This window comes from Pseudomonadota bacterium (assembly GCA_039028155.1).
Taxonomy (GTDB): Bacteria; Pseudomonadota; Alphaproteobacteria; order SP197; family SP197; genus JANQGO01.
The window spans coordinates 75,109-93,433 of sequence record JBCCIS010000012.1 but is presented as its reverse complement, the minus strand read 5'-3'; the positions used below and the strand labels follow the sequence as shown (position 1 = coordinate 93,433).

Sequence of the window (18,325 nt, the reverse complement as noted above, 5' to 3'; positions counted from 1 at the left end):
ATCATGCCCTTTGATGTGATCGCGATAAGATTGTCGAAGGTCATCCTGATCGGCGGCTTGGGCGTTTGGGCCTTCTTCGCCGTACTCGGCAACGTCACCGACTACGACGCCAACTGGGCCTTCGTGCAGCACGTGCTGTCGATGGATTCGATCTTTCCTGATTCGCCGCTGATGTGGCGTGCGATCACCGATCCGACGCTGCAGACGATCGCCTACCTGATCATTATGTTCTTTGAAGCGCTCACCAGCATCTCCTTCCTGATTGCGGCCTGGATGATGGCAAAAGCCCTGAAGGCGCCGAAAGCCAAGTTTAAGCGCGCCAAGGCGTTCGTCGCGCTCGGTGCACTTTTCGGCGTTGGCCTATGGATGATCGGTTTCATGGCGATCGGCGGCGAATGGTTCGTGATGTGGCAGTCCGGTCAATGGAACGGCCAGCAGGCCGCTTTCATGTTCTACATGAGCATTCTCGCTGTCGTCATTTACGTCTTCCTCGACACTGACGGCGAACCGGCCGCCGAACCCTAAAACCACGAACTCGTCTGGTCGAGCCCGCGCCGTTCCAACTGCGGCACCTGGCAGTCTGGCGCCGGGTGGCCGGTGACGATCAGGAGATACGGTTTCTCGTGGCCCGGCCGCTCCAGGATCTCGTTCAAGAAGCCCATCGGGCTCGGCGTATGGGTGAGCGTCGCGAGGCCAGCATGATGCAGCGCGCACAGCAGAAAGCCGCCGGCCAGGCACACGCTCTCGGGCACATAGTAGTGTTTGACCTTGCGACCGTCCGGCAACAGACCGTGCCGTTCGCCGAACAGGGCGATCAGCCAGGGTGCGGTCTCCAGGAACTGCTTTTGCCAATCCGTCCCGATCGGCGCCAGCGCGTTCAGCCAATCCTGTGGCGCGCGCCCGCCATAGAACGCCTTTTCTTCCTCCTCGGCCGCCACGCGGATGCGCTGCTTGATGGCGCCATCGCCGACAACGGCAAAATGCCATGGCCGCATGTTGGCACCCGACGGTGCCCGGTTGGCCGCCTCCAGGCACGTCTCGATCACCGCGCGCGGCACCGGCTGGCTGTCGAAGTCGCGCACCGTGCGCCGGCTCGCCATGGCGTCGCGAAAGGCGGCGGCCGCGGCAAGGCGTTCGGCGTCGTCGAGAGCCGGATAAACACCGAGCGGCTCCATCGGCGCCGTTCCATTGAAAGCCGTCATGTTTCCTCCCACAGATCGGTTTTGGTTAACGGCCCGTAACGGCCGGGCGCTGGCACGAAACTTGCGCCGAACCGCCCCATGGATAGCCCACGGGTTTTCATCTGTCCCAGGTCTGAACATTGGCTCAGCAAATGGGACAGCATGACCAAGAATGGGTGCTGCAATGCAGCATGCCGCGCCGCGTTCTCGCGCCCTAGGGCGCTCCATCGCCCGCCGGCCGTGCGAGCCAACGGCGGCTGACGGGCCAGACGAAAGGAGGTAGCCATGCGATATGTCCTCATCGCGCTGACGGCGCTCTCCCTCTCCGCGGCCTTTTCCTTCGCCAGCGCCCAGCAAACGCCGGACTTCGAGCCGCTTTATGTCGGCATGCCGAACCACGACACCTTCATCGCGGCCTGCCTGGACGAAGCCAGCGCACGTCAAGTCCTGGCCGAGCAGAAGGTGAACGGTGCGGCCGCCGCCCGCAAGGTCTTTGCGGCGACCGGTATGTGTTTCCAGATGCGGGCGGACTTCATCGCCATCCGCGTCGTCGGCGAGGTCGACATGGGCACCCACGTGGTGCGCATCATCGAAGTCGGCTCGATCCGTGACACCAGCGCCCAGCACCTCTTCATCATCACCGAAGCGCCTCTGCTGGAGGGGATTACGGCCTGATCAGACGGGTGGCTGTCCGACTGGCAGAAGACGCTCGCGCTGCGCTCACGGTGACGGATTGATCGACGTCGCATTCCGTCACGGCAAGCCCGCGTTCTCGTCCAGCCACGTCTGTACCATCCGTTCGGCTTCCTCCACTTGAGCGTTGGTCATGGCTGCTTTCAGTTGATCACGCGCAGCTTCACTTCCCTCGTAGCCTTGTGACACCGCAAGGCTGATCCACATAAGCGCCAAGACGGGATCTAGCGAGACGCCGATCCCTTTTGAGTAAACTGCCCCAAGGTTGAACTGAGCTTGAGCGTGGCCTTGGTTCGCCGCACGACGAAGCCATTCGGCAGCTTGACGCTCGTCTTTCTCGACGCCCTGACCGAGTAGATGGAAGAGACCGAGTTCGGCTTGGGCGTTGGCGTGGCCTTGTTCGGCCGCGGCCCTTAGCCAACGCGCCGACTCTTCATAGTCTTGCTCGACCGCAAGGCCATCTCTGTACATGATTGCGATGCCGACTTGTGCTTCGCTGTTGCCCTGTTCCGCAGCAAGGCGGAAAAGCCTTCCGGCTGTTGCATAGTCTTGCGGAACGCCAGTACCATGGGCATACATGAACCCGAGGTTGTACTGCGCCAACGCGTGCCCCTGGTCCGCAGCTTTGCGATACCATTCAACAGCTTCACGGTCACTCTGCGGCACTCCCTCGCCTACGTGATGCATGAGGCCCAGATCGTTTTGCGCGTCTGCGATCCCTTCATTGGCCGCCTGACGAATAAGCTCCGCTGCGGCGGCGTGATCCTTCTCAACGCCGCATCCGTGATTGTACAGAGCACCAAGGTTGTACGTGGCCATGACGTCGCCTTGATCGGCTGCGAGACCGAATAGCCTTGCTGCTTCGACACAGTCGTTTTCAACACCCATGCCATCTCGATACATCACACCGAGGTTGTAGTAGCCTTCGGTGTCGCCCTTTTCTGCGGCCCGACGTATCCACTGTAAAGCCAAGTCGTAGTCCTGCGGAACGCCTCGACCGAATATGTAGAGAGTGGCCAACTCGACCTGCGACGACGTGAAACCTTGCTCGGCAGCCAGACGAATCCAGCGTTCTGCCTCGCTATCGTCCTGGGGAACACCCGTGCCCTTCTGATAGGAAATGCCGAGGTTGTGCTGCGCCTGCGCATATCCTTGCTCCGCCGCCAGACGGTACCATTTGACCGACTCCTCAAGGTCTTGGTCTACACCGAGACCCTCGTTGTAGTAGACGCCAATGTTGTATTGCGCCTCAGCAAGGCCCTGCTGTGCGGCAAGCAGAAGCCAGCTGTGTGCTTCCGCATAGTCCTGCCGCACGCCGGACCCGTTCTGGTGCATGATCCCGACGGCATGCTGACCCTGGGCATCGCCAAGTTCTGCGGCGCGGCGAAACCACGTATATGCCTCGATATCGTTCTGGGGGACACCGTTGCCGTGTCTGTACTTGTGGCCCAGGTTAAAGAGGGCGCTCGCGTACTCCTGCTCAGCAGCCAGCAGCAGCAATCGAATGGACTCATCGTGGTCCTGCGGAACACCGAGGCCATCGGCGTACATACCGGCAAGGTTTGTTTGCGCCATGGCTAGACCTTGTTCGGCCGCCAGACTGTATAGCCTCACAGCCTCGACATAATCCAGCTTCACGCCGCGACCGGAGGCGTACATGGCACCGAGGTTGTTGTTGGCGGCGGCCAAGCCTTGTTCGGCAGCCCGCTCGTACCAAGCAACGGCTCGCATGTAGTCTATCGGGACGCCAAGACCTTTCTCGTACGCTTCACCAAGTATGCCTTGTGCCTGCGGAAAGCCTTGTGCCGCCGCAAGGCGGTACCAGGCCAACGCGTCGGCCCAATCCTGCGGCACACCACGACCAAGTTGGTACATCATGCCGAGGTTGTACTGGCCCGCGGGATCTCCGTTCTCCGCGGCACGAAGGAACCACAACACAGCGGTTTCGTCGTCTTGCTCAACACCGAGCCCATCGCGATACATGACACCGAGATTGTGTTGAGCATCGCGATTCCCTTCTTCGGCGAGCACTGACCACTCTTCGAACGCGGTTTCGTAATCACCACGGTCTAATGCATCGACACCATCGTAGAAGTCGGCGCGCACCGGTAGCGCTATGAATGCACACGCGATGGCTATGGCAAGCAAACGTCGCATGCACCGATTTTATCTAAATCGCTGCCCACCTCCAACCAGGGCGTTTACATCCAAAAGGCGTGTCTAAAATGGGTTGCATGAGCGCGACGCGGCAGGGTTAGTCTTGCTCCCGCAGTCCCCCAAAGAACGCCCTGAGCAACGCCGCCGCCCTTTCGCCGTCGATACCGTCATAGATCTCCGGCGTGTGGTGGCAGGTCGGGTGGCTGAAGACGCGGGCGCCGTGTGCGACGCCGCCGCCTTTCGGATCCGGCGCGCCGTAATAGAGCCGGCGCAGGCGGGCGTAGGCGATGGCCTGGGCGCACATGGCGCAGGGCTCCAGCGTCACGTAGAGGTCGGCACCGGGCAGGCGCGGCGCGCCCATGGCGGCGCAGGCGGCGCGAATGACAAGCAGCTCGGCATGCGCGGTCGGGTCGTTCAGTTCCTCCGTGCGATTGCCAGCGGCAGCGAGAACCTCGCCGTCCTGCACGATCACCGCGCCGACCGGCACCTCGCCGCGCGCCGCCGCCGCTTCGGCCTCGGCGAGCGCCTGCTCCATAAAGTCAGCCATGAATGTCGTCAGCTCTGTTAGTCCGGCAAATGTTGCATGGCCGGGCGGGTGTCGCTACATCCTTGGCCATGACAACAGCCAAGCCCCATCGCCGGCCGATCATCGGGTTGACGCTCGATTCGGAGGATCCCGGCGGCTATTCCAACATGCCGTGGTACGCGATCCGCGAGAACTACATGGGCTCCGTGGTCGCCGCCGGCGGCCTGCCGGTCGCGCTTTCCCATGAGGTCGGCGAGGCCGAGGCCTATCTGGACGGGCTCGACGGGTTGATCGTCACCGGCGGCGCGTTCGATGTCGATCCCAGCCTGTTCGGCGCCGGTGAACGCCACGACACCGTCGTCACCAAGGACCGGCGCACCAAGTTCGAGTGGGCGGCGACGGAAGGCGCGCTGAAGCGCGACATGCCGGTGTTCGGCATCTGCGGCGGCCAGCAACTTCTCCATGTCGTCCTGGGCGGCACGCTGATCCAGCACATTCCCGACGCCGTCCCGGATGCATTAGCCCACGAGCAGCCCAACCCGCGCACCGAAGCCGGGCACACGGTCAAGGTGACGCCGGGCAGCCTGCTGCACAAAATCGTCGAGGCGGACGAGCTGCCGGTCAACAGCGCCCACCACCAGGCCGCCGACGCGGTGCCAGACGGTGTCGTGGTCGATGCGGTCGCCGAAGACGGCGTCATCGAAGGCATCGAGGACCCGCGCTATCGCTTCTGCATCGGCGTCCAATGGCATCCCGAATACATGATCAGCGACGGCGACCGGAAACTCTTCGCCGCCTTCATCGACGCCTGCAGGGTTTGATGGGGTTGATTGTTCTGCGCCAGCCCACTCCCCCTCCCGACCACCCATGGCAGCATCCTCGGGGTGGTCGGGAGGGGGAGTGGGCCGGTGATGCCGGCACGACATCATGACCGAACGCATCGCCAAGCGTCTCGCACGGGTCGGCGTCGCGTCGCGGCGCGAGGCCGAGCGGCTGATCGCCGATGGGCGTGTGACCGTAAACGGCGACGTGCTGACGTCGCCGGCGCTCAATGTCGGGCCGGACGACGTCATTCTACTGGACGGCGAGTCGATCCCTGCGATCCCCGCCATTCGGGTCTGGCGTTTGTACAAACCCGAAGGCGTCGTCGTCACCCATCGCGACGAAAAAAACCGCAAGACCGTCTTTGATCTGCTGCCGGCGAACATCGGTCACGTCATGACCGTCGGCCGCTTGGACCTGGCATCCGAAGGCCTGTTGCTGCTGACCAACGACGGCGATCTCGCGCGCTGGCTGGAGCTGCCGGCGACCGGCTGGGCGCGGCGTTACCGGGTGCGCGTGTTCGGCACGCCGACCAAGGCGATGGTGGCGAAGCTCGCCAAGGGCATGACCGTCGAGGGCGTCACCTATGGGCCGATCGAGGCCAAGATCGACAGCCAGCAAGGCGCCAACGCGTGGCTCACCGTCACCTTGCGCGAGGGCAAGAACCGCGAGATCCGGCGCGTCATGGAGGCGCTGGGCCTCAAGGTGAACCGGCTGCTCAGGACCGCCTATGGCCCGTTCCAACTGGGCAGCCTGCCCAAGGGCGGTTTTGACGAGGTGCCGGCGAAGACCCTGCGCGAGCAGTTGGGCGCCCAATGGCACGATCGTATCGATGCGTATCGTCGCCGGGCGTCATAAGGGCCGGCGTCTGGCCGCGCCGGAGGGCCGCGACACCCGGCCGACCAGCGACCGCGTCCGCGAGGCCGTCTTCAACATAATCGAGCATGGCTTGAGATGGCGCGGTATGGAGGACGCCCGCGTCGCCGACATCTTCTGCGGCACCGGCGCGCTGGGGTTGGAGGCTCTCTCGCGTGGCGCTGCGCATGCGGTGCTGGTCGACAACAACGCCAAGGCCTTGGACGCCGCGCGCCGTAACGTGGAGGCGCTTGATGAAACCACCAACGTAACGCTGCTGCGCAACGATGCGACGCAGCCGATGCCACGCCCGCGCGATCCCGTCGACCTGGCGTTCCTGGACCCGCCCTACCGGTCCGACGATGCGCGGCCCGCGCTGGAAGCCCTGCGCGACGGCGGCTGGCTGGCCAATGACGCGCTCGTCGTCGTCGAACAGGCCGAGAAAGCGCGGTTCGACACGCCGTCCGGCTTTCAAATCATTGACGAACGCCGCTACGGCGATACGCGCGTCTTCTTCCTGCGCTACCGGGCGAGCGGCACCGATCCCTAGACCCCGCCAACGACTTGGTGGCCGGCCCTTTCCCACTTACTGCAGCGAAGGGGAGCGAGCCGCCCGCAGGAGCCAGCCTAGAAAAACCGCGCCATGTCATCGTTGAGCGTCCATCGGGCAACCAGGAGATGGCGGGCCTCCTGCGGCGGTAAGGGGTGAGATGCGGTGTTTTTCTTCGGCGCTGCGTTTGCCAAGTCATCTTGTTCCCGACGTTATCGCGTATGGTCCCAAGGACTTGTTATGGAGCCTTTTTCTGAAGGCGTTTTCTGGGAGTTCGTTTTTGAAGGACGCGTGGATTGAGACCATTCCGGAGCTCGGCGATTTTGGCGAGGTAGCCGATCCCACCCAGTTCGTACCGCTGCCCGACGACTGGCACATCGGCGTCTCCGATGTCGTCGATTCGGCCGGCGCCATACGCGACGGCCGCTATAAGGCGGTCAATCTGGCCGGCGCGGCGACCATCAGCGCGCTCTCCAACGCCCTGGATGGCGATCTCTCGCTCTTCGTTTTTGGCGGCGACGGCGCGCGCTTTGCCGTGCGGGCCGACCAGGCGTCGGCCGCGGCCGACGCACTTGCGCGGGTCGCCGCGGGGGTGGAACGCGATGTCGGGCTTCGGCTTAGGGTCGGTCTGGAGCCCGTCACCGATGCGCGGACGAACGGCACCGATGTGCGGGTCGCGTTCTGGCAGGCCTCCGATCACGTGCGCTACGCGATGTTCACCGGCGGCGGTCTGGAGTGGCTTGAGGCTCGGCTGAAGAAGGGTGAGGTATCGATCAACCATGTTGCCGACGGCGTCGGTGAGCCGGACCTGACCGGTCTTTCCTGTCAGTGGGGCCCCATTCGATCCCAGCGCGGCCAGATCGTCTCATTGATCGTCAAGCCGGCGGCCGCACCCGGCGATGCGCGCTTCCGCACATTGACGACGGCGGTGGTCGCGATCTTGGAGCGGGCCGGCTCGCTCAACCCGGTACCCGATGCCGGTCCCAATGTGCGTTGGCCGTCGGCGGCCATCGCGCTGCAATCCCAGGTCGCCCATAACAACCTGCCGCCGTGGCGCCGGCGCGTGCGCGTTGTCGTTTCGGCTGCCTTGATGTGGCTCCTGTTCAAGGCCGGCCGGCGCGTGGGCCGCTTCGACCCGAACAGCTACCGCCGTGAGATCGCGGAGAACACGGATTTCCGCAAGTTTGACGATGCGTTGATGATGACCGTCGATTGCTCGGACGAAACGATCGCCGCGCTGCGCCACCTCCTGGACGCGGCCTCGGCCGACGGCACGGTTCGCTATGGCCTGCACACCCAGGACCAGGCGCTCATGACCTGTGTTGTGCCGTCGGCGTTCAGCGCCGATCACATGCACTTCGTCGACGGTGCCGGCGGCGGCTATGCATCGGCTGCGCGGCAATTGCGGGATAATTGACATTAAAGCATTTACTTGAATAATAAGTAACTCGGCCTGCGAACGGTTTGCCTTTGAGGACGTCATGCGTGCCAAGAGCTACGAAGCCGACGTTACGCTGAAGGCTAGGCCGTCTGCCGTTTACGCGGCTCTCGCAACGGAGGATGGCATCAAGGGTTGGTGGACGACCGATTGCGACGTTGGGTCGGCCGTCGGCGACACCGCAACCTTCCGGTTCGGCCGGACCTGGAACACAGTGCGCATCGACCGCCTGGAGCCCAACCGCGAGGTGCGCTGGCACGTCACCGGGCAGTATCATCACGCACCCGATCATCTGACCGAGACCAGCGAATGGGTGGGTACGGCAATCGTCTTCACGCTCACAGAAGCACCGGACGGCGATACGCTTCTCCGGTTCCGTCACGACGGACTGACGCCAGAGCTGGAGTGCTACGACATCTGCGACGAGGGCTGGACCTTCTTTCTGAAGACCAGCCTTGCCGGCTTGGTCGAGCACGGCAAGGGTCAACCGGCCGACTTCGAGCGCGATGACGGTACCGATGTGTGATGTCGCCCGGCTCCCAGGAGGATGACGCCGCCTTCAGATGTGTTTCACGCGGTTTCCGATGCCAACCGACGTCACCTGCTCGACCTGCTCGCCGACGGCGAGGAAAGACCGGTCCAGGATCTGGTGCCGTACTTCTCCATCACCTTCCAAGCGGTCTCCCAGCATCTCCAGGTGTTGGCGCATGCCGGACTCGTGACCAAACGTAAAGAAGGCCGCTACAGGCTTTACCGTATCCAGCCCGACGGCTTGCGCGCGGTGTTCGATTGGGCGGCACGCTATCGCGGATTCTGGGAAGGGCGGCTTGAGAACCTCGAGCGTTATCTGGACGAGACCTGACCCGTGGACCTGAGTTTTCGCAAACACCTGAAACAACCGCCGCAAAAGGTCTGGGCGGCAGTCGCGACATCCGACGGTCTGGCGGCATGGCTCATGCCCAACGACTTTGCGCCTGTTGTCGGCCACGCATTTACATTCACGTTTCATCGCGCCGATGCGCCCACCATCGCCCATGTTGTCCAAGGCGAGGTTCTGGAGATCGATCCGCCACACCGCATGGTGTGGTCATGGAAGAATGATACCGAGACAGCCGAGACGACGGTGACGTTCACACTTGAGCCCACCGACGGCGGCACCGTGCTCACACTGCGCCATAAAAGCGTATCCACACCGTCCAACGCGGATGAACTCAACGCGGGCTGGCCGACCAAACTGGCGCGTTTGGAGATCATGCTGACGGCAGCGTGATCGGACCTCGGTCTCAGTCTCTGGCAAGTCCAGCAACCGCCGTCGCGACCCAATCCATGACAACGCGGATCCGCGTCAGGTGTCGCAGATCGGGGTGCACGACCAACCAAAGCTCGCGTGACAACGCGACGGCCCGTTCGCCGAGGCGCACCAGATCACCATCCCTATCAGCAATGGCGATTGGCAGAAGCGACTTGCCGAGCCCGGCCTTGACGGCCTGAAAGATCGCTTCTGCATCGTTGGCGGTCATGACCGGCGGCGCGCCATCGCCCCCTTTGGCTTGTTCGGCAATCCACTGCCGTTGGGGCAGATCCGCCATTCCGTCATCGTAGGTAACCCAGGGCAACTGGTCCTGAGTCGTGCCAACCGCCGCATAGACGGCATAGTCGACCTGGCCGACGCGACGCGCCACCGCACGCATTTCCTTTTGCGGGCGCGCCAGACGCAACGCCAGATCGGCTTCCCGCTTGGTCAGGCTCATGACGCGCGGCTCGGCGATCAAATCGACCCTTAGGTCGGGATGACAATCGAGCAGGCGCGGCAGCGCCGGGACCAGCACACGGTTCACGATCATCGGCACCGAGGTCAGGCGAACGGCGCCGGCAGCGAGATTGTCCACGCCGCCGATGGTCGCGGCCATGTCCTGCACGTCGCGTTCGATCCGCTCCGCGCTCGCGACGACGGCTGCGCCCGCTTTGGTGACATGAAGTACACCGGCGCCGCGTTCAAACAATTGGGATGCCAACCGCTGTTCGATGCGGGTGATGCGGCGCCCGACCGTACTCTCGTTGACACCAAGCTGGCGGGCGGCGCCAGCCAGGGACTGGCAGCGCGCGGCGGCCAGGACGAAACGCAGATCATTCCAATCCAGATCCTGCATTTTTGCGGATTCTTTTCATAGTACTGCAGGTATGACACGCGAAAATGCAGGCATAAGGTCTGCGCTGTCAACGCTTGGCCCAAAGGAGAGACCGCCATGATGTACGCCGTCTTGTTTGAGGATGACGCCGAGCGCGCCGCGATGCGTCCCCAATACATGCCTGATCATCTCGCTTTTTTGGAAGCGCATGCCGCCGCCATCAGCGCGGCCGGACCGCTTCAGGATGCCGCCAGCAACGAACCGGCGGGGGGTCTTTGGATTGTCGAGGCTGAGAGCACGCAAGCCGTCCAGGCGTTGGTCGAGACAGATCCGTTCTGGCCGACAGGTCTGCGGAAATCCGTCCGCATTCTCGCTTGGACCCAGGTCTTCGCGGACGGCGAACGTCGCGTTTAGCTAGCGTCGGCCGAACAGCTTCTCGATATCGGCGAGCTTCAGTTCGACATAGGTCGGACGGCCGTGGTTGCACTGGCCGGAATGGGGCGTCGCCTCCATCTCGCGCAACAGCGCGTTCATCTCATCGGTGTTGAGACGGCGTCCGGCGCGCACGCTGCCGTGGCACGCCATGGTGCCGCAGACGTCTTCCAGGCGTTCGCGTAGCGAGAGCGCCTCGCCGCTTTCGGAAAGATCGTCGGCGAAGTCGCGCACCAGCGCCTTAACGTCGATCTCGCCGAGAAGCGCGGGCGTCTCACGCACCACGACCGCGCCCGGGCCGAAACGTTCGAGCAGAAGCCCGAGCTCGGCCAGCTCATCGGCGCGCGCCACCAAGCGGTCGACATCGGCCTCGTCCAGGTCGACGACCTCGGGCAGCAACAGCATCTGTCGCGCGACGCCCGTTTGGGCGAGCTCTCGTTTCATGCGCTCGTAGACCAGCCGCTCGTGGGCCGCGTGCTGATCAACGATGACCAGGCCGTCGGCGGTCTGGGCGACCACATAGGTCTCGTGCAACTGGCCACGCGCGGCGCCGAGCGGATAGTCGGCTGCCGGCGTCACGGCCTCCTCGACAGCCACACCGCCGCGCGCCGCCGGCGCGTAGTCGGCGCTAAGCGGCGCATGATAGGCCGCCGCCGCTTCGGCCATGCCATGGCTCATAGACGGCCGGCGCTCGGCAAAGAGATGATCGACAGCGGTTCTTGTCTCCGGCCGGAAGGCCTCCAGGGTCTGCGCCGCGACCGTCGTCGAGGCGCGGTGCCCGGCGGCGTCCAAGGCGCCGCGCAGCGCGGAGACGATCAGGCCACGGATCATCTGGTTGTCGCGGAAGCGCACCTCGGCCTTGGCCGGATGTACGTTGACGTCGACCAGACGGCCCGGCAGTTCCAGAAAGAGCGCCACCATCGGATGCCGGTTGGCGGCCAGGAAGTCCTGATAGGCGCCGCGGATCGCGCCCAGAAGCAGACGGTCGCGCACCGGACGCCCGTTGACGAAGAGGTACTGGCCCTGGCTGGTCGGCCGGTTCAGGGTCGGCACGCCGGCATAACCGGTCAGCCGCGCCGTCTCGCGGACACTGTCGACGGGCACGGCGTTATCCTGGAACTCACGGCCCATGACCGCGCCGAGGCGTTTCAGCCGGGCGTCGAACAGGTCGCCCGCTTCGGCCGGGAAACTCAGACTTTTGCGACCGTCGAGGCTGAGCCTAAATGAGACGTCGGGATGCGCCATCGCCATCCGTTTGACGACATCGCTGACCTGGGCGTGTTCGGCGCGTTCGCTCTTCAGGAACTTAAGGCGCGCCGGCGTCGCATAGAACAGATCGCGCACCTCGACCACCGTGCCCGCGCCGCGCGCTGCTGGTGCGACGGCCTGCTGCTCGCCTCCGTCGACCCGCACCATCCAGGCGCTGTCGGCGTCCGCCGCCCGGCTGGTCACCGTCAACCGGCTGACCGCACCGATCGACGGCAGGGCCTCACCGCGAAAGCCGAGGGTCTCGATCGCCATCAGGTCATCGTCGGGCAGCTTCGAGGTCGCGTGGCGCTCGACCGCCAACGCCAGTTCGTCGGCGCCCATGCCGTGGCCGTCATCGCTGACCGAGATGAAGGTCCGGCCGCCGCCGTTGACGACAACCTCGATCGACCGCGCGCCGGCATCCAGGCTGTTTTCCGCCAGCTCCTTCACCACCGACGCTGGACGCTCGATCACCTCGCCAGCGGCGATGCGGTTGACCGTGGTCTCCGGCAGGCGGCGAATGGTCACGGCGCCATCGCCTTAAGCCTGGCGCGGGCGCGGACCTTGCCGTCCTCGACCGCCGGCTGGCCGAACGGATCGATGCCGATCAGCCCGGCCGCCAGGATGGTCTCCAGCATGAAGTGGGCCATCAACGCGCCGATCGCCGCCTCGTCGATACGATCCAGACGGAAGCGGCGCAGCGGCACGTCCGCGGCCACCAGCGATTCCACCGTCGCCTCGTGTTCAGCCGCCATCAGATCGCCCAATGTGCGGCCGGCGAGATAGTCGAGATCGTCGTCACCGGCGGTATCGATGACCGGCCCTTCACCAGCCGTGTCACGGCCCAGGACCGTCACCCACTTATCGCGTGGCCCATCAAGCCAGAGCTGAAGCTGGCTGTGCTGATCGGTCACGCCGCGCGCCGGCACCGGTGTTGTGCCCTTGCCCTCCTTGCCCAGGCTTTCTGCCCAGATCTGCGCATGCCAGGCGGCGAACCGTTCCAGGCGGTCGGCGTAGCTCAGTACGACCTGGCTTGTCTTGCCGCGATGGCCCAGACCGACAGCGAGCGCCGCGCCGTCCGCCGGCGCGCTTGTGACGGGATCATCGGCAAAGGACGCCAAGACCGATGCCGCGCCGTCGCGCACCGCGGCGCCATCCAGGCCGGCAATCAAGACCGGCAGCAGACCGACACCGGTAAGCGCGGAAAACCGCCCACCGACATCCGGATCGTGATCGATCACGACACAGCCAAGACGTTCGGCGAGACGCCGCAAAGGTCGATCGCCCGGTTCGGTTACGACCGTGACCTGGGCGGCCGCTTGAGCGGACCCCAACGCCTCGTCGAGATGGGCGGTCGCGATCAGCGTCTGGGCCAGGGTTTCGGCGGTGCCACCCGATTTCGATACGGCGAGCACGTGGACATCCTTGGCATCAAGCCCGGCAAGCGTCTCGTGCCAGGTCACCGGGTCGACATTGTCGATGAAGTGCAGGTTCGGCCGATCGGCATGGCGTGCGTCACGCAACGCCAACAAGGTTTGCCCGCCCAGGCTGGAACCGCCGATGCCAAGCACCAGAACGTCCCGGCTTGAACCGGCGATGTCACCAGCACGCGCCGCCAACATGTCAAGATCGTCCTTGCGCCGCGCGACGGAAAGCGCGGGCAGATCACAAGCCTCCAGCCGTTCGGCGGTCGCGTCGGCAACTGGTTCAAGGCTATCGCCGATCGCTTGCCATGCAGCCTGATCAAGACCGCATGCCATGCTGTCAAAGACCTGTCGGTATGCCATGAACTCCGCCGTCTGTTAGGCTGGCGAACCTACCAGACTTACCGTCCTCATTCGACCGGCGTTGTGGACACCACACCGTCGGGCCGGCCGGCAACGACGATCAGCAGGTCGTCCGGCTTCAACAGTTCGGCGGCCAGACGGTTGACGTCGTCCAGCGTGACGGCCTCGATGAAACCGTTGCGTTCCTCCAGGTAGTCACGACCCAGGTCCCGCATCTGCATGGCGACCAGAAGACGCGCGATCTCGCCATTGCTGTCCAGGCTCAGCGGAAACGAGCCGGTCAGATAGTCGCGGGCGTCATCCAGTTCGCCCTGCGTGATCCCGTTCTCCGCGACATCGGCCAGCACATCCTTGATGACCTCGATCGTCTCGCCGGCACGCGCGTTCTGGGTCCCCGCGGAACCGACCAGGATGCCAGCGTGGTCATAGGGCGCCAGGGATGTTGACGCCGAATAGGCGAGACCGCGCTCTTTCCTGACTTCCTCGAACAGGCGCGTGTTCAAGCCGCCGCCGCCCAGCGCCTTGTTCAACACGGTGGCCGCGTAGTAGTCGGGGTCGTCACGCTTCAGGGCCGGCAAACCCAAGACAATGGTGCTCTGCGGCACATCCATGTCGACGACGATGGTTTGACCGGTTGTCGGGCTCGTATCGGCGGTCGTTAGTGGCGCGCCGGACTCTGGAAGGCCGGCAAACACCTGGTCGACGAGCCCGGCCAGCCTGTCCGGCTCGATATCGCCAACGGCCGCAATGATGAGGCGGTCACGCGCGAAGGCGCCGGCGACATAGGTTCTCAGGTCATCCGGGGTGATCGCCGCCACCGTCTCAGGCGTACCGTCAACAGGCCGGCCATAGGCATGATCGGGGAATGCCGCCTCGCTCCAGGCACGCCAGGCGACGTTGTTCGGGTCTTCGGCGCGGTAAGCCAAACTGACCAGGATCTGACCTTTGATTCGGTCAACAGGTTCAGCATCGAAACGCGGCTCGTTCAGCGCCATGGCCAGGAGATCGAAGGCCTCGTCGAGATTGTCGGTCAACGTCACGAGCGAACCGAGAAAGTCGTCGCGCCCGGCGCTGAATCGCATGTGAACAGAGAGTTCGTCGAGGCGATCCTGGAACGCCTGACTGTCCATCGCGCCGGCTCCCTCGTCGAGCAAACTGGAAACCAGATTGGACAGGCCCTCGCGCCCTTCAGGATCGAGCGAGCTTCCGCCGCGAAACGCGAAGTTCATGGCGACCATCGGAATAGCGGGCTCACGCTGCAACCAGACGGTCAAACCCCCAGGTGTTTCGATGACCTCGATCTCGGCACGGGCTGATGAGACCCAGAGCACGAGCAACAGTGCGCCCAGTCCCAGAACCAGCGCGCGGCGACACAGAAAAACGACGCTCATGACCTCAAGACTCCTGATCGGGCGCGGACGGCAGCAGAATCCCGGTGACCGACCTGTCATCGACCAGCACGGAACGCGCGGCGGCATTGACCTGGTCAACAGACACGGCGTCGATCCCAGCCGGCCAGGCGGCGATCTCCTCGACCGTCATGCCCGTCGTTAACTGCGAGCCATACCAGTTCGCGATGTTGGAAACGCTGTCGCGAGCATAGATCAGCCGGGCCTTAATGCGCTGCTTGACCCGCTCAACCTCTTCCTCGGTGACACCATCGGCGAGCAGGCTGTCGATCTGACGGCGCAGCGCGGCCTCCGCGTCTTCGTGATCGACATCATCAGCCGGCGTAATCCAGAAATCGAATTGGCCGAGATCCAAGCGGTCTCCTGTGTAGGACGCGCCGGCCGCGACCGCGATGCCCTGATCGACCACGAGGTCGCGGTAAAGCCTGCTGGTCGACGATCCTGACAGAATTTCGGCAAGCACCTCCAGCGCAAACGCATCCGCGCTATCCGTGTTGTAGCTGGGCGCGAGGTAGCGGATCGACACCGCCGGATGGGGCATGCGCGGATCGTCCGCCAAGACGCGGCGCGCGGCAAGTTGCGGCGGCTCTTGGGGCCTGAGCCGCTCAGGCACGTCGGATGACGGGATCACACCGTAGTACTGCTCAGCCAAAGGACGCAGCTCTTCGGCCGTGATGTCGCCGGCGACGACCAGTACCGCGTTGTTCGGCGCATAGTGCTTTCGGTAGAAGTCGAGGATGTCCTGACGGGTCAGCGTTTCGATCTCGTGCTGCCAACCAATCACCGGCCAGCCATAAGGATGAATGAAGTACTGCGCGGCACGGATCTGCTCGCCCATCAGGGCGCCGACATTGTTGTCAACGCGTGAGCGGCGCTCTTCCAGGATGACCTGACGCTCGGCTTCGACGTCTTCCTCGCTCAATACCAGATTTGTCATGCGGTCAGCTTCGAGCTCCATGACAAGGTCAAGCCGGTCGCTCGCAACATTCTGGAAATAGGCGGTGTAATCGTAGCTGGTGAACGCGTTCTCGGTACCGCCGTTTCGCGCGACGATGTACGAGAACTGGCCGTCGGGAACGTTGGTCGTGCCTTTGAACATCAAATGCTCAAGGAAGTGTGCCAAGCCTGATTTGCGCGGCTCCTCGTCGGCGGAACCGACTTTGTACCAGACCATGTGCGTCACGACCGGCGCACGGTGATCGGGAATGACGACAACCTGCATGCCGTTGTCGAGAGTGAAGGTCTCGGCGTTGAAGAGATCGGCCCGCGACGGCCCACCCGGCAACAACAGGGCGACGATGAAGAAGGCGGCCAACACGGCGCCGATACGGTGTCGTCGATTCATGAAAACTCCGGAGACTGGCTTTTGTGGGGAGCTAGCCATCAAATGTGACGGACACAAGGCATCACACGGGTCTGTGATGTCTCACCGCCGTCAGGATTAAGCCAATTGAGTGATGTTGTGGCCGCCGTCATACCAACTGGCGCGAAACCCGATCGATGCCCTGAGACCCTAGAACCAGTCTTCGAAGAACTCGAAATCGCTTTCATCGTCGCCAACCCCTTCACGAATGACGACGTCCTGGACCGCTTCATCATCTTCTTCGACGGTAACAGCACCGCCTTCAGGAAAGCTGCCGAACATCAGGGCATCGACGAACTCGGGGTTGCCGACAAAGATGGCGTTGTCTTGATCCAGAAGCCGGCGAATGTCCGGGTTGGCGCTCTCGACATCGGATCGTGACAGAATGATTTCCTCGCCCAACGTGATCGTGTCGTTCTGTACGACGACGATCTCTTCCTCCTGAGAGGAGACGATTCCAAAACCTTCAGCGGTCTCGTCGACCGGCTCGGGACGCAGGCCGAAATCCGGCGGCACGGTCAAGGGCAGCAGCTCTGCCGAGGTGGACTCGCCTGGCACGCGATAACCGACGCCGGGCAAAAGATCATCGTTCGAACAGGCGGCAACCAGCAGTCCGCCCAAAATGGCAGCGGCCATCACAGAGACTCTGATGCGTTTCACCGGCATACCTAGAAGATGTCCTCAAGAATGGCCTTCTCGCGCGGCTCGACAACGACGCCTTCAAATTCGCCTTCATTGGCGGGTACGCCAAGCGCCGCGTTGCTCTGCAGGCGGTCGGCCTCGCGGTCGGGATCGATCAGAAGCGCGGTTGGATCTTCTTCGTCCTTCCAGAACAAGACGTCATCGACCCAGTCATTTTCTTCCGCATAGAGTTCGGCGTACTCGCGATCAATGGTATCGCGGATGTCTTCGACGTCGTCATCGGTTTGGGCGGCGACCAAGACCGACTGTTCGCCCGCCGAGTATGTGGGCTGTTCACCGGTACCGAGTGGGCGACCAAACAACGCCGCCTGCGCATCCTCTTGCGGCTGCAGTTCCTGGGGCCGCGTCTTCCCCGGGCTGGGCGACGGCAAGGCGAATGTCTCCGGCACGACCAACGGTGCGCGCGACACGATCTTGAACTCGTCCGGCGGGTTCTTGCCCAAGCCCAGCGACTGCCGCGCCTGCTCGCAGGCGGTCACCGCGCCGGTCAGCAATACAATCGAAACCAGCGTAAATGAACGTCTGAGCGTCATGGCCGGGGCAATTCTCATGCAGACACCTTCGGGTCGGGACGGCGATTGAACAGCGTATCGTAGAGAAGAAGCACAACGCCGATTGTAATCGCAGAATCGGCAATATTGAAGGCCGGCCAATGATAACCACTGACGTGGACGTCAAAGAAGTCGGCAACGGCGCCGTAGAACAAGCGGTCCAGCGCGTTGCCGACGGCGCCACCGGCAATCAGGCCGATTCCGACGGTCAGCACCTTTCCCCCGGCCCGATGCGCCCAGACCAAGAGCGCGACGGCGACGCCAAGGGCGAAGGCCATCAGGATCCAGCGCATCATGTCCGTACCCACGTCCAGCATGCCGAAGCTGACCCCTTCGTTCCACACCATCACCAGATTGAAGAATCCGGTGATTTCGATCGGCAGATAGGCATTGGCTTCCATGACACCGAGCAGCCAGACCTTGGAGATCTGATCCAGAACCAGGACCACGGCGGCAATCACAAGCGCCAAGCGCAGCATGAT

Annotated in this window: 21 protein-coding genes; 10 read left to right on the top strand and 11 right to left on the bottom strand. The window is 63.6% G+C overall.

Going from position 1 to position 18,325, the window contains the following annotated elements; translation table 11 throughout:
• Positions 1–3: 3 nt before the first annotated feature.
• Positions 4–525, top strand: a complete 522-nt coding sequence (locus AAF563_08970; GenBank protein ID MEM7121393.1) for a DUF2165 domain-containing protein — start codon at positions 4–6, stop codon at positions 523–525.
• On the opposite strand, the gene AAF563_08965 is transcribed toward AAF563_08970, so the two are convergent.
• The gene (locus tag AAF563_08965; GenBank protein ID MEM7121392.1) at positions 522–1,202 is read right to left on the bottom strand and encodes a nitroreductase family protein; all 681 of its coding nucleotides are present in this window, start codon (positions 1,200–1,202) and stop codon (positions 522–524) included. The two genes, AAF563_08970 and AAF563_08965, sit on opposite strands and share 4 nt — an antisense overlap.
• Positions 1,203–1,466: 264 nt before the next feature.
• On the opposite strand from AAF563_08965, the gene AAF563_08960 reads away from it, so the two are divergent.
• Positions 1,467–1,856, top strand: coding sequence for a hypothetical protein (locus AAF563_08960; GenBank protein ID MEM7121391.1), 390 nt, complete (start codon positions 1,467–1,469; stop codon positions 1,854–1,856).
• A 78-nt stretch (positions 1,857–1,934) separates the two neighbouring features.
• On the opposite strand, the gene AAF563_08955 is transcribed toward AAF563_08960, so the two are convergent.
• Entirely contained in the window at positions 1,935–4,031 is a 2,097-nt protein-coding gene (locus AAF563_08955; GenBank protein MEM7121390.1) for a tetratricopeptide repeat protein, read from the bottom strand.
• A 97-nt stretch (positions 4,032–4,128) separates the two neighbouring features.
• Positions 4,129–4,578 carry a nucleoside deaminase gene (locus AAF563_08950; protein MEM7121389.1) on the bottom strand — a complete coding sequence of 150 codons (450 nt, stop codon included), beginning with the start codon at positions 4,576–4,578 and terminating at the stop codon, positions 4,129–4,131.
• A 68-nt stretch (positions 4,579–4,646) separates the two neighbouring features.
• On the opposite strand from AAF563_08950, the gene AAF563_08945 reads away from it, so the two are divergent.
• The 7 genes from AAF563_08945 (at position 4,647) to AAF563_08915 (ending at position 9,492) form a co-directional block, all read left to right on the top strand.
• Positions 4,647–5,378 carry a gamma-glutamyl-gamma-aminobutyrate hydrolase family protein gene (locus AAF563_08945; GenBank protein MEM7121388.1) on the top strand — a complete coding sequence of 244 codons (732 nt, stop codon included), beginning with the start codon at positions 4,647–4,649 and terminating at the stop codon, positions 5,376–5,378.
• A gap of 106 nt (positions 5,379–5,484) precedes the next feature.
• Positions 5,485–6,237, top strand: coding sequence for a pseudouridine synthase (locus AAF563_08940; protein MEM7121387.1), 753 nt, complete (start codon positions 5,485–5,487; stop codon positions 6,235–6,237).
• Positions 6,212–6,784, top strand: a complete 573-nt coding sequence (gene rsmD, locus AAF563_08935) for a 16S rRNA (guanine(966)-N(2))-methyltransferase RsmD (GenBank protein ID MEM7121386.1) — start codon at positions 6,212–6,214, stop codon at positions 6,782–6,784. The genes AAF563_08940 and rsmD overlap by 26 nt, the downstream gene beginning before the upstream one ends.
• Before the next feature lie 280 nt (positions 6,785–7,064).
• The gene (locus AAF563_08930) at positions 7,065–8,201 is read left to right on the top strand and encodes a DUF3095 family protein (protein MEM7121385.1); all 1,137 of its coding nucleotides are present in this window, start codon (positions 7,065–7,067) and stop codon (positions 8,199–8,201) included.
• A 64-nt stretch (positions 8,202–8,265) separates the two neighbouring features.
• Entirely contained in the window at positions 8,266–8,748 is a 483-nt protein-coding gene (locus tag AAF563_08925) for an SRPBCC domain-containing protein (GenBank protein MEM7121384.1), read from the top strand.
• 21 nt (positions 8,749–8,769) lie between these two features.
• Positions 8,770–9,084 carry a metalloregulator ArsR/SmtB family transcription factor gene (locus tag AAF563_08920; GenBank protein MEM7121383.1) on the top strand — a complete coding sequence of 105 codons (315 nt, stop codon included), beginning with the start codon at positions 8,770–8,772 and terminating at the stop codon, positions 9,082–9,084.
• Positions 9,085–9,087: 3 nt separating this feature from the next.
• On the top strand, positions 9,088–9,492 hold the full coding sequence (locus AAF563_08915) for an SRPBCC domain-containing protein (protein MEM7121382.1): 405 nt from the start codon (positions 9,088–9,090) through the stop codon (positions 9,490–9,492).
• 13 nt (positions 9,493–9,505) lie between these two features.
• Here the strand turns inward: AAF563_08915 and AAF563_08910 are convergent, their stop codons facing one another.
• Positions 9,506–10,372: a LysR family transcriptional regulator gene (locus AAF563_08910; GenBank protein ID MEM7121381.1), complete on the bottom strand. Its 867-nt coding sequence runs from the start codon at positions 10,370–10,372 to the stop codon at positions 9,506–9,508.
• 96 nt (positions 10,373–10,468) lie between these two features.
• Here AAF563_08910 and AAF563_08905 point away from each other — a divergent pair, with 96 nt between their 5' ends.
• Positions 10,469–10,765 (top strand): YciI family protein, encoded by a 297-nt coding sequence (locus tag AAF563_08905; GenBank protein ID MEM7121380.1) that lies wholly within the window; start codon positions 10,469–10,471, stop codon positions 10,763–10,765.
• Here AAF563_08905 and mutL read toward each other — a convergent pair whose 3' ends face one another.
• The 7 genes from mutL to lspA form a co-directional block, all read right to left on the bottom strand.
• Positions 10,766–12,559, bottom strand: coding sequence for a DNA mismatch repair endonuclease MutL (gene mutL / locus AAF563_08900; protein MEM7121379.1), 1,794 nt, complete (start codon positions 12,557–12,559; stop codon positions 10,766–10,768).
• On the bottom strand, positions 12,556–13,818 hold the full coding sequence (locus AAF563_08895; GenBank protein ID MEM7121378.1) for a glucose-6-phosphate isomerase: 1,263 nt from the start codon (positions 13,816–13,818) through the stop codon (positions 12,556–12,558). Before AAF563_08895 ends, mutL begins: the two co-directional genes overlap by 4 nt.
• 47 nt (positions 13,819–13,865) lie before the next feature.
• On the bottom strand, positions 13,866–15,209 hold the full coding sequence (locus tag AAF563_08890) for a pitrilysin family protein (GenBank protein ID MEM7121377.1): 1,344 nt from the start codon (positions 15,207–15,209) through the stop codon (positions 13,866–13,868).
• Between the two features lie 4 nt (positions 15,210–15,213).
• Complete coding sequence (locus AAF563_08885) at positions 15,214–16,572, bottom strand: pitrilysin family protein (protein MEM7121376.1); 1,359 nt, start codon at positions 16,570–16,572, stop codon at positions 15,214–15,216.
• A 168-nt stretch (positions 16,573–16,740) separates the two neighbouring features.
• Positions 16,741–17,226, bottom strand: a complete 486-nt coding sequence (locus AAF563_08880) for a DUF3035 domain-containing protein (GenBank protein MEM7121375.1) — start codon at positions 17,224–17,226, stop codon at positions 16,741–16,743.
• A 32-nt stretch (positions 17,227–17,258) separates the two neighbouring features.
• Positions 17,259–17,825 carry a DUF3035 domain-containing protein gene (locus AAF563_08875; GenBank protein ID MEM7121374.1) on the bottom strand — a complete coding sequence of 189 codons (567 nt, stop codon included), beginning with the start codon at positions 17,823–17,825 and terminating at the stop codon, positions 17,259–17,261.
• 14 nt (positions 17,826–17,839) lie between these two features.
• Positions 17,840–18,322, bottom strand: coding sequence for a signal peptidase II (gene lspA, locus AAF563_08870; GenBank protein MEM7121373.1), 483 nt, complete (start codon positions 18,320–18,322; stop codon positions 17,840–17,842).
• Positions 18,323–18,325: the final 3 nt, after the last annotated feature.

Coding starts and splice junctions, on each gene's coding strand:
- AAF563_08875 (MEM7121374.1), bottom strand. CDS start 17,825: ATGACGCTCAGACGTTCATTTACGCTGGTTTCGATTGTATTGCTGACC.
- rsmD (MEM7121386.1), top strand. CDS start 6,212: ATGCGTATCGTCGCCGGGCGTCATAAGGGCCGGCGTCTGGCCGCGCCG.
- lspA (MEM7121373.1), bottom strand. CDS start 18,322: ATGCTGCGCTTGGCGCTTGTGATTGCCGCCGTGGTCCTGGTTCTGGAT.
- AAF563_08920 (MEM7121383.1), top strand. CDS start 8,770: ATGACGCCGCCTTCAGATGTGTTTCACGCGGTTTCCGATGCCAACCGA.
- AAF563_08965 (MEM7121392.1), bottom strand. CDS start 1,202: ATGACGGCTTTCAATGGAACGGCGCCGATGGAGCCGCTCGGTGTTTAT.
- AAF563_08960 (MEM7121391.1), top strand. CDS start 1,467: ATGCGATATGTCCTCATCGCGCTGACGGCGCTCTCCCTCTCCGCGGCC.
- AAF563_08970 (MEM7121393.1), top strand. CDS start 4: ATGCCCTTTGATGTGATCGCGATAAGATTGTCGAAGGTCATCCTGATC.
- AAF563_08940 (MEM7121387.1), top strand. CDS start 5,485: ATGACCGAACGCATCGCCAAGCGTCTCGCACGGGTCGGCGTCGCGTCG.
- AAF563_08880 (MEM7121375.1), bottom strand. CDS start 17,226: ATGGCCGCTGCCATTTTGGGCGGACTGCTGGTTGCCGCCTGTTCGAAC.
- AAF563_08890 (MEM7121377.1), bottom strand. CDS start 15,209: ATGAGCGTCGTTTTTCTGTGTCGCCGCGCGCTGGTTCTGGGACTGGGC.
- AAF563_08910 (MEM7121381.1), bottom strand. CDS start 10,372: ATGCAGGATCTGGATTGGAATGATCTGCGTTTCGTCCTGGCCGCCGCG.
- AAF563_08905 (MEM7121380.1), top strand. CDS start 10,469: ATGATGTACGCCGTCTTGTTTGAGGATGACGCCGAGCGCGCCGCGATG.
- AAF563_08945 (MEM7121388.1), top strand. CDS start 4,647: ATGACAACAGCCAAGCCCCATCGCCGGCCGATCATCGGGTTGACGCTC.
- AAF563_08885 (MEM7121376.1), bottom strand. CDS start 16,572: ATGAATCGACGACACCGTATCGGCGCCGTGTTGGCCGCCTTCTTCATC.
- AAF563_08925 (MEM7121384.1), top strand. CDS start 8,266: ATGCGTGCCAAGAGCTACGAAGCCGACGTTACGCTGAAGGCTAGGCCG.
- AAF563_08955 (MEM7121390.1), bottom strand. CDS start 4,031: ATGCGACGTTTGCTTGCCATAGCCATCGCGTGTGCATTCATAGCGCTA.
- AAF563_08950 (MEM7121389.1), bottom strand. CDS start 4,578: ATGGCTGACTTTATGGAGCAGGCGCTCGCCGAGGCCGAAGCGGCGGCG.
- AAF563_08895 (MEM7121378.1), bottom strand. CDS start 13,818: ATGGCATACCGACAGGTCTTTGACAGCATGGCATGCGGTCTTGATCAG.